Source organism: Catellatospora coxensis (assembly GCF_016862635.1).
Lineage (GTDB): Bacteria > Actinomycetota > Actinomycetes > Mycobacteriales > Micromonosporaceae > Catellatospora > Catellatospora coxensis.
This window is the reverse complement of sequence record NZ_BONI01000098.1, coordinates 22,851-31,728: the sequence shown is the minus strand read 5'-3', so window position 1 is coordinate 31,728 and position 8,878 is coordinate 22,851. Positions and strand designations below refer to the sequence as shown.

Here is an 8,878-nt window from a genome sequence, read left to right as displayed (position 1 = left end):
AGGACAGTGTGATCGGCGACAGCTACTTGGCACGTCGGCGGGCGGTCGTGCACTATTAGCACTCGGTATACCCGAGTGCCAGCAATGATCATGGAGGGGAACGTGCCCACCTACCAGTACGCCTGCACCGCTTGCGGTCACCAGCTGGAGGCCGTGCAGTCGTTCGCGGACGAGCCGCTGACCGAGTGCCCGACGTGCGAGGGCACCCTGCGCAAGCTGTTCTCCTCGGTCGGCGTGGTCTTCAAGGGCTCCGGCTTCTACCGCACCGACTCGCGCGGCAGCGGTTCCGGCACGGCCCCCGCGGCTTCGAGCAGCTCGTCGTCCAGCAGCTCGACCAGCGGCAGCAGCTCCTCGTCGAGCAGCAGCACGCCGTCGTCGAGCACCTCGTCGTCGACCGCGAGCAGCAGCGCTTCCTGAGCTACGTCCGCAATGTCCGGTTCCGCGGTATAGTACGGCGGTGCGTCAGCCCCGCCATCGCTGTGGCCGGCGGTCAGTCCCAGTGCGGCGGGCGCTCGTCGCGCAGCCGGTCGTCGTTGCTCCACGACCGCTCGCCCCAGCCCCGGTCCGTGTCGTCACGGGTCTGCTCCGGCAGCACCGGACTCTCGTCGTCGAACTCCACCACGCGGTCGTCGTCGCGACCGCCGGGGACAGCGTCACTGCTCACCACCGCAGCATAGGACCAGCCAGGATCGGCCGGTCCCGCCGCCTGCCCGCGGGTCGGCCCTCGTGAACCGGCCCGCCGACGATCAGTGGCGCCGGCCCACGCCGTCCGCGGACGGGGCAGACGCCGAGCAGGCCGCCGCGGCGTACCCCGGCCCGCCGCCCGCGGTGCCGCCGCCGCCGGGCTGGCACCCGGAGGTCGCCCCGCGTTTCGTGCCGCCGCGGCGGCTGCCCGAACTGGACCACGACGCGATCGACCTCGCCGAGGAGCGCGCGGACCGGTTCACCAACGCCCTCGGCATCGCCGCAGGCGTCGTGCTGATCCTCATCGCCTGCCTTCAATGGCGGACCTGACCGGTCAGATGTTGCTCCAGACTGCCTGGGCACCGGTGTCGCCGGTCTTGAAGACGTAGTACGCGGTGGCTCCGGCGGCCAGCAGGTTCAGCGCGATCAGCGCCCAGCCCGTGGCGCGGGAACCGCCGGTGGCCGGCTTCTTCGCGGCCGAGTGGGTGAACAGCACCAGCGCGATCGCCAGCACGCCCAGCAGGGTGCCCGCCCAGGCCGCCGCGTCGCCGAAGTCCTTGTGCAGGTCCACCTGAGCCAGGATCTGCGGCGGGTAGCCCTTCTCGACGAGCGTCGTGAACAGCGCCTCGCCGCTCTGCCGCGCGAACCACAGCGCGATCGGCGCGCCGACGCCGAGCAGCAGCACGGCCCAGCCGATGTACCGGCGCACCGACGGCGCGAACGAGTAGACCACCACACCGGCGATCAGCAGCGGGGCGAACACGACTGCGGCGTGCACGAGCAGGGGGTGAGCCGGCAGGCCGAGCAGTTCCTCGAACACTGTGCCTCCACGTGGATTCCGGGGGTCGTACCCAAGGTCAAGGTGAGCCTAGACCCGCCCACGTCGATGGGACAGAGGGGGAACGACCCGTGTCGCAGAGCACGTATATCGGACCTTTTCTTGAGGAGATCCAAGTTAGCTGCTGAAATGGTGTTCATGTACGGCGACATCGAGCCACAGGCTCTCCTTCGCGAACGGGGCCTGCGGGTGACCCGGCCGCGGCTCGCCGTGCTCGACATTCTCGGGCAGGGCGGCCACCTGGAGGTCGAGGAGATCACCCGGCAGGCCCGGCAGCGCCTCGACTCGGTCTCCACCCAGGCGGTCTACGACGTGCTCGGCGCGCTGGCCCGCGCGGGCCTGGCCCGGCGCATCGAGCCGGCCGGCTCCCCCGCCCGGTACGAGGCCCGCTCCGGCGACAACCACCACCACATCGTCTGCCGCGGCTGCGGCGCGATCGCCGACGTGGACTGCGCCACGGGCAGCGCGCCCTGCCTCGACCCGAGCCAGACCCACGGCTTCGCCCTCGACGAGGCCGAGGTCACCTACTGGGGTCTGTGCCCGTCCTGCCAGCGACTCGCCGCCGAGGACCGCACCCCCGACACCCCGGCCTGACCCACGCCGGGCCAGGCGCCGAGATCGTCCGAGTTGCCTGGCACCTGTGCGTATCTTGCGGTGTCATTCGCCCAGGTGCCGGGCAAGTCGAGTGATCTAGGCGCGGATCGGGCCGGTCGGGGTGGTCTCCACTGCGGCCCAGGTCTCCTTCACCGGCGCTTCCGCGCCCGCCGGGCACACCCGGCGGAAGTCGCACCAGCTGCACAGGCTGCCCGGCCGGGTCGGGAACGCCTCGTCCGGCGGAGTGCCGTCGGCCAGCGCCTTCTCCGCCGCCACGATGTCGCGCGCGGTGTCCTCGGCCCGGGACACGTGCCGGGCGATCGACTCCGGGGTGTGCTCGTGCGCGGCAACCGTGCCGGTCGGCAGGTGGTGCAGCTCCACCCGGCGGCACGGGCGGCGGAACACCCGCTCGGCGGCGAACGCGTACAGCGCCAGCGCCAGCGAGCCCCGCGCGTCGTCGGTGTCCAGGCCGGTGCGGCCGGTCTTGTAGTCGACGATCACGGCTTCGCCGCCGCGCGCGTCGATCCGGTCGGCCCGGCCGCTCAGCGCCAGCACCGCCGTCTTCGCCGCCACCGTGCGCTCCACACCCAGCAGTTCCAGCTCCGGGTCCAGGTCCGCGGTGTACGCCTCCAGCCAGCCGAGCGCCCGCTCGTAGACCGCCCGCTCCTGCTCGTCGTCGCGGTAGCCCTCGCGCACCCAGGTCGCCCGCAGCAGCCGCGGCAGCGCGGTGCCGTCCCGCCGTTCCACCGGCAGGTCCCACCAGTTGCGCAGCGCCGTGTGCACGCTCGCGCCGAGCGAGTTGTGCGCCCAGGCGGGGCCCTTCTGCGGCGCGGGCCGGTCGAGGTAGGTGTGCCGGTAGCGGCGCGGGCAGTCGGCATACGACGAGAGCTTGCTCGGGGTGCACACGAACAGGCGCTCGGGCATCATGTCGAAGCCGAGCTGCTCCGGGACGTCCTTGCCGCGGCGGGGGCTGGGGGTTCGGCTCACCCGCCAGATCGTGCCAGCCCGGTCGGACACTCGCGAGCCGACCCGCCCATCCGGCCGCCCGAGACCCGTTCTTCACAGACGGTGGCCTATCCCGTCGACTCCCACGAGATCGAAGTCGACGAGATAGGCCACCGTATTCCGAACGGAATGTGCCGGCCCGGCCCCGAAGGGCCCGGTCACGGGTGCGCGGTGGTGAACAGCTCGACGAAGGCGCCGATGGAGTCGGCCATCAGCTGGACCGCGATCGCGGCGAGCAGCAGACCGGCGATGCGGGTCAGCACCTCGATGCCGCCGGGCCGCAGCACCTTCACGATGATCCCGGAGTAGCGCAGCACCAGCCACACCGCGACCATGACCGCCACGATGCCCAGCCCGATCGCCACGTACTGCCCGGGGCTGTCGGCCCGCTGCACGAACAGCATCGTCGCCACGATCGCACCGGGACCGGCCAGCAGCGGCGTGCCGAGCGGCACCAGGGCGATGTTCGAGGTCGACTGCTGGTCGGGGTCGTCGGCCTTGCCGGTGAGCAGCTCCAGCGCGACCAGGACCAGCAGCAGGCCACCCGCGCCCTGCAGCGCGGGCAGCTGGATGTGCAGGTAGTCCAGGATGGTCTGGCCGGCCACCGCGAAGACCGCGATGACCCCCAGCGCCAGCGCGACCGCGTGTGTCGCGGCCTTGTGGCGCTCCCGGGCGGGCAGTGCGCCGGTCAGCGCCAGGAAGATGGGCACCATTCCCGGCGGGTCGGTGATGACGAGCAGGGTGACGAAGACCTCGCCGAAGAACTTCCAATCCACACCGGATGCATAGCACGGCGGGCAAGGGTTATCCGGCGACTCCCGTGACGGGGGTGGCGCCGGTCGCACCGGCGACGATCCGCTCCAGCGCCTCGGGGGCGGTGGTGAACTCGCCGATGCGCACCTTCTTGTGGGTGCCGTGGAAGTCCGAGCTGCCGGTGGTGAACAGGCCGAGCTCGGCGGCGATGCGGCGCACCTCGGCGCGTTCGGCCGGGCTGTGGTCGTGGTGGTCGGCCTCCAGGCCGTCCAGTCCGGCCGCCGCGAGCTGCCCGAACAGCTCCTCCGGCACGACCCGGCCGCGGACCGAGGCGCGCGGGTGGGCGAACACGGTCACCCCGCCCGCGGCCTGGACCAGGCGCAGCGCCTCGAACACGTCGAGGTCCTCCTTGGGCAGCCGGTACGGGCTGCCGTTGCCGAGCCAGCGCGGCCCGAACGCCTCCTGGGTGTCGGCCACCAGCCCGGCCCGGATCAGCGCGGCGGCCAGGTGGGGCCGGCCGACGGTGCCGCCGCCGGCGTGGGCCAGGATGTCGGCCCAGTCCACGTCGATGCCGTCGGCCCGCATCAGCGCGACCATGCGTTCGGCGCGTCCCAGCCGCGACTCGCGGACCCGGGCCAGCGCCGCGACCAGTGCCGGGTCGGCCGGGTCGAACAGGTAGGCCAGCATGTGCAGTGCGATGGACTCGCCCTCGCCGTGCCAGCGGCAGCTGAGCTCGGCGCCCCGGATGAGGGTCAGGCCGGGCGGCAGCGCCTGCGCGGCGGCCGCCCAGCCGCTGGTGGTGTCGTGGTCGGTGAGCGCGGCCACCCGCAGCCCCGCCGCGCCGGCCAGGCGCATCAGCTCGTCGGGGGGTGTGGTGCCGTCACTCGCGGTGGAGTGCAGGTGCAGGTCGATCGTCACTTGCCGGCACCGTACGAAGGGATCATCGTCCAGCCGGGCTGGACGTCCGGGGGCAGCGCCACCTGCAGCTTCGTGCCGTCGCTCCGGCAGGCGAAGATCCCGTCGGCGTCGGTCTGCGCCACCACGGTCGTGTTGTCCGACCAGACGACGGCGTCGACCGCGGTGATCGGGCAGTCCGCCCGGAGCACCAGCGCCTGGACCTGCGACTGCGCCTGTGCCTGTGCCTGGGTCTGCTTCTTGCCGCTGTTGGCCGCGGCGTCGATGCGCGCCCGGTCCAGATCGATCATCTGCAGGCCGCTCGGCGAGGCCACCGCGAGCAGCCGGCCGTCGGGCGACAGCGCCGCGTGGAGCTTGACCAGCGCCTTGCCGACCAGGTCGCCGCAGCCCAGCTGCGCGCCGATCTTCAGGCCGTTCTTGACCGCCGTGACGTCGACCAGGCACAGCAGCTCGCCCTTGCCGCGCACGATGCCGACCGCCACGTTGGCCGCGGCGCCGCCGAACACGGCGAGCAGCTCGGCGTTCCAGGTGTCCTTGTACTGCGAGGGCGCCGCGGCGCTCCAGTAGTCGAAGCCTTTCTCGCTGGAGACGACCACGCGGTCGCCGAAGAAGGTCACCGGGGCGGCGGTCTCGGGGACCGGCGTCGACGCGATCGTCGTGCCCCGGTCGTCGCCGGTCACCTTGGTGACCGCCAGCGTGCCCTGGTCGTTGGTGGCGACCCGGCTGCCGTCGTGGCTCACCGCCCAGTCCGATTGGCCGGACAGCTTGACCGTCGCACCGGCGCTGTTGGGAAGCAGGCGCACGGTGCTGGAGTCGGAGTACACCCAGCCGTCGGGGACCTTGGCGATCATGGCGACGTCGCCGTCGTGGTCGAGGTTCACCCGCTGCCCGTCGGCGGTCCACAGCTGCTGGCCGACGAGCAGGTCGACCGGCAGGTCCATGGTCGGCAGCTGGGTCTGGCGGGCGGCCACCGGAGCGTCGCCGCCGAAGAGGTTCTGGAAGGTGACCCGGTTGGGGTCGGCGGCCGTGGTCGCCGCGGCACCGAGCCCCTGAGCCGCCACGGCGCCGCCGAGCACGGTCGCGAAGGCGAACACCGTCATCGTGCCGGTCGCCGTGCGCCGACGCCGGGTCGTCCGGCGCGCCTGTCGGATGGCGCGGCCGGCCGGGTCGGCGGCGGCAGGCAGGGTCTGCGCGCGAGCCGCGAACATCTCACGCAGCTCGTCCTCAAGCATGGTCACCGCCCAGGTTGGCCGACCGGCACGCGGGCCGGTCGAACAGCTTCCCTCCGAGGCGACGGCACCACGGGTGCCGCGACCGGGGTGGGCTCGGCCGTCAGGGTGACCTCGTCGACAGGCAGGTCGAGCGATTCCGTGACGACGCTGCCCGCCCGCTGCTTCGGGACCGCCGGCTCCGCCGCCGCCTGCGCGGCCGGCAGCCTGCCGGTGATTCCCTCGGCAGCCAGCCGCTGCCGCAGCGTCCCGAGGGCCCGTGAGGTCTGGCTCTTCACGGTCCCGGGCGAGATCTGCAACATCGCGGCTGTCTGCGCCTCAGACATGTCCTCGTAGAAACGCAGGACCAGCACGGCGCGTTGTCGTGCCGGAAGAGCTTTGACATGTTTCCACATCACATCGCGCTCGAGCTGCTCTTCGAGATTGTCCGGTGCGGCCCGTTCCGGTAGGAATTCGGTGGGTCGCTCGCCGTGCCAGCGTCGCCGCCACCAGCTGGTCGCGGTGTTGACGAGCACCCGGCGGGCGTACGGCTCGACCGCCTCGATCTGCCCCAGGCGCTTCCACGCCAGGTACGTCTTGGTGAGCGCCGTCTGCAGCAGGTCCTCCGCGGTGGCCCAGTCACCGGCCAGCAGGTATGCCGTGCGCAGCAGGGCAGCCGAACGTGCGGTCACGAACTCGCGGAACTCGTCCTCCATGGCCGACCGGTGGCTCACAGACGCACCTCCCATCGCAGGCGTACGTCGCGGACGCCTGACCGAGGCGCGTCGGACGCGCCCATCACCCCGTGTAAGAGGCTTTCGCACGCCGTTCGGTTCCCGGTGTCGGGTGGATACCCCGTATGCGTCAACCTCAACGGACAGACTGGCACACTCGCGCTAGCGGATCTAGATCTGGTAGAGAACTTTCCTGTCGCCGATCGGGCATTTCGGTTGTGGCCGAATAGCGGCGACTACTCCTCTTCCGCCTCGCGCCCGAGCCGCGCCTCCACTGCCGCCGGCTCGTACATCTCCTCGACGATGCGCAGGTAGAGCTCGTTCGGGTTCGGCATGTGCTCGACCTTGCTGAGCGCCTGGTCCTGGCCGGCGGACTCGAGCACGAACGTGCCGTAGTTGAGCATGCGGCCCAGCGGCGACTGCTCGTACTTCATGTCGGTGACCTTCAGCAGCGGCATCATCGCCACCTTGCGGGTGATGAGCCCGTTGACGAGCATCAGCCGCTTGTTGGTCAGGATGAACCGGTCGAAGTACCAGTCGGCGACGGTCCAGGCGACCCAGCTCATCACCAGCGCCCAGACGACCACCGCGATCACCCACATGCCGGCGATGTCGGACTTCGCCAGGAAGCCCGACAGGTAGCCGAGCGCGAAGGTGGCGAACACGCCGATCAGCAGCGGGTTGGTCAGGTGCACCCAGTGCCGCTTCCACTCCCCCCGATAACGCTCGGTGGGGAACAGGTAGCGCGCGACCATGGCGCTCGGCTCGTCTTCGAGCGGAAGCACCCGGCGCGGCCCCAGCGGCACCCCGGACGCGTCGAACCGCAGCCCGGCGAGCTCCTCCTCGGTGAAGTTCGGAAGCTCGTCACCGAGTGGCGCCGTGGTGGCGTTGTCACCGGGGGGTCTGCCTCCTGCGCCGCCCGAAGCGGTGCCGGCGCTCGCCCCCACAGTGGCCTTGCCGATGAAGTGTGCGTGGTCGCCCGGATCGGTATGCAGCTCGCTCTCAGCCGGTGGCTGAGACTCCGCTCGCGTCCGCGGGATGGGCTCCGTGTCGCGTTCACGGCGACCGGACCACTCCGGACCGTCAGGCCCCGGAGTGCGCTCCTCGCTTGGCTCGTCCGGCCCGAGACCGCCGATCATGTGAGCTAAGCGACCAGGCTGCCGAAGAAGTCACCGAAACCCTGGGCGATGTCCATGACAGTGCCGCCCAGCGTCTTCACGACGTTCGCCGCAGAATCGGGCCGGAACGCCACGAAGAAGATCAAAAAGGCGATGCCGCCCCACGTAAGGATCTTCTTGAGCATGTCGGGCTATCCCCCTCCGCCTGGCCGTGTCCACTCGACAACTGGTGGCCGTGGCGAGACTCAGCGTATCAGTAACGGTGCCTGCCGAGAATCATTAGCGCATATCCGTGCCAGCGGCTTGAGCAGCGTCCGATGAGGAAAGTAAGGAACTCGACTCAACGGGCGGGACGCAGGCGCGGCGACAGCGCTCCGAACACCAGTTCCGGCGGCAGCCAGTCGCTCAGGTCCTGCAGCACGACCTCCTCGGACAGGAGGTAGCCGGCCTGCGCGGGCCAGGTCACGGCGTACAGCCAGCGGCCCCGGGCCTCCCCGGCGTACGCGCTGCGGTCGTCGGGCGTGGACACCGCCCACAGTGGAGTGGGGTGCCCGTCGGCCTTCACCTTCGCGTGCGCGCCGTGCCCGCCCTCCATGTCGAGCAGGGCGGGGCCGGGGTCCGGGCCGGACAGGCCCGCGAAGCGCGCCCCCAGCCCCACGCCCGGCTCCTCGGCCACGATCAGCACGTCGGCCGGGCCGTCGCTGAACGGGGTCGGCCCGCTGCACGCCAGCGCCGTGGCCGACACGCCGGACCGGTCGTCGCCCGCCCACGCCACACCGGTGACGGTCCAGCCGGTCGGCAGCGGCCAGGGGCACCACAGCGGCACTCCCGACTCGGCCGCGCGCTTGGTCGCGCAGGCGAAGACGTCATGGTTGACATGCTGGGCGGTGTGCAACGGCGGGACGGGCCCGTCGCGCTCGCAGACCCAGTCGGAGTGCGCAAGACCGGGCGGCCGCAATTCGCCACCGCACCGCGGACATGACACCGCGAGCCCCATGACCACCACTGTCCGCCCCGTCGTCGGAGCAC

General features: G+C 71.5%; 13 protein-coding genes. 3 read left to right on the top strand and 10 right to left on the bottom strand.

All coding sequences use genetic code 11. The features are described 5' to 3' along the window. Nucleotides 1-102: 102 nt before the first annotated feature. Nucleotides 103-417 (top strand): FmdB family zinc ribbon protein, encoded by a 315-nt coding sequence (locus tag Cco03nite_RS37085; RefSeq protein WP_203698692.1) that lies wholly within the window; start codon nucleotides 103-105, stop codon nucleotides 415-417. Between the two features lie 73 nt (nucleotides 418-490). Here Cco03nite_RS37085 and Cco03nite_RS37080 read toward each other — a convergent pair whose 3' ends face one another. Beyond that, complete coding sequence (locus Cco03nite_RS37080; RefSeq protein WP_203698702.1) at nucleotides 491-664, bottom strand: hypothetical protein; 174 nt, start codon at nucleotides 662-664, stop codon at nucleotides 491-493. 62 nt (nucleotides 665-726) lie between these two features. On the opposite strand from Cco03nite_RS37080, the gene Cco03nite_RS37075 reads away from it, so the two are divergent. Continuing rightward, a complete protein-coding gene (locus Cco03nite_RS37075) occupies nucleotides 727-1,014 on the top strand; it encodes a translation initiation factor 2 (RefSeq protein ID WP_203698691.1) in 288 nt (95 codons plus the stop codon). A 4-nt stretch (nucleotides 1,015-1,018) separates the two neighbouring features. Here the strand turns inward: Cco03nite_RS37075 and Cco03nite_RS37070 are convergent, their stop codons facing one another. Beyond that, nucleotides 1,019-1,504, bottom strand: a complete 486-nt coding sequence (locus Cco03nite_RS37070; RefSeq protein ID WP_203698690.1) for a DUF2231 domain-containing protein — start codon at nucleotides 1,502-1,504, stop codon at nucleotides 1,019-1,021. A 147-nt stretch (nucleotides 1,505-1,651) separates the two neighbouring features. Here Cco03nite_RS37070 and Cco03nite_RS37065 point away from each other — a divergent pair, with 147 nt between their 5' ends. Continuing rightward, nucleotides 1,652-2,116 carry a Fur family transcriptional regulator gene (locus Cco03nite_RS37065; protein WP_275412101.1) on the top strand — a complete coding sequence of 155 codons (465 nt, stop codon included), beginning with the start codon at nucleotides 1,652-1,654 and terminating at the stop codon, nucleotides 2,114-2,116. A gap of 96 nt (nucleotides 2,117-2,212) precedes the next feature. Here Cco03nite_RS37065 and Cco03nite_RS37060 read toward each other — a convergent pair whose 3' ends face one another. The 8 genes from Cco03nite_RS37060 to Cco03nite_RS37025 form a co-directional block, all read right to left on the bottom strand. Beyond that, nucleotides 2,213-3,040, bottom strand: coding sequence for a RecB family exonuclease (locus Cco03nite_RS37060; protein ID WP_203698700.1), 828 nt, complete (start codon nucleotides 3,038-3,040; stop codon nucleotides 2,213-2,215). 239 nt (nucleotides 3,041-3,279) lie between these two features. Further along, nucleotides 3,280-3,897 carry a MarC family protein gene (locus Cco03nite_RS37055; protein WP_203698689.1) on the bottom strand — a complete coding sequence of 206 codons (618 nt, stop codon included), beginning with the start codon at nucleotides 3,895-3,897 and terminating at the stop codon, nucleotides 3,280-3,282. A 28-nt stretch (nucleotides 3,898-3,925) separates the two neighbouring features. After that, on the bottom strand, nucleotides 3,926-4,792 hold the full coding sequence (locus Cco03nite_RS37050; protein ID WP_203698688.1) for a PHP domain-containing protein: 867 nt from the start codon (nucleotides 4,790-4,792) through the stop codon (nucleotides 3,926-3,928). Continuing rightward, nucleotides 4,789-6,021: a hypothetical protein gene (locus Cco03nite_RS37045; RefSeq protein WP_203698687.1), complete on the bottom strand. Its 1,233-nt coding sequence runs from the start codon at nucleotides 6,019-6,021 to the stop codon at nucleotides 4,789-4,791. The genes Cco03nite_RS37050 and Cco03nite_RS37045 overlap by 4 nt, the downstream gene beginning before the upstream one ends. 2 nt (nucleotides 6,022-6,023) lie before the next feature. Continuing rightward, the gene (locus Cco03nite_RS37040) at nucleotides 6,024-6,731 is read right to left on the bottom strand and encodes a SigE family RNA polymerase sigma factor (protein WP_373314420.1); all 708 of its coding nucleotides are present in this window, start codon (nucleotides 6,729-6,731) and stop codon (nucleotides 6,024-6,026) included. A gap of 236 nt (nucleotides 6,732-6,967) precedes the next feature. Next, entirely contained in the window at nucleotides 6,968-7,870 is a 903-nt protein-coding gene (locus Cco03nite_RS37035; protein WP_203698686.1) for a PH domain-containing protein, read from the bottom strand. 5 nt (nucleotides 7,871-7,875) lie between these two features. Beyond that, nucleotides 7,876-8,034 (bottom strand): hypothetical protein, encoded by a 159-nt coding sequence (locus Cco03nite_RS37030; protein WP_170213147.1) that lies wholly within the window; start codon nucleotides 8,032-8,034, stop codon nucleotides 7,876-7,878. Between the two features lie 155 nt (nucleotides 8,035-8,189). Further along, entirely contained in the window at nucleotides 8,190-8,846 is a 657-nt protein-coding gene (locus Cco03nite_RS37025; RefSeq protein WP_203698685.1) for a DUF6758 family protein, read from the bottom strand. Between the last annotated feature and the right edge of the window lie 32 nt (nucleotides 8,847-8,878).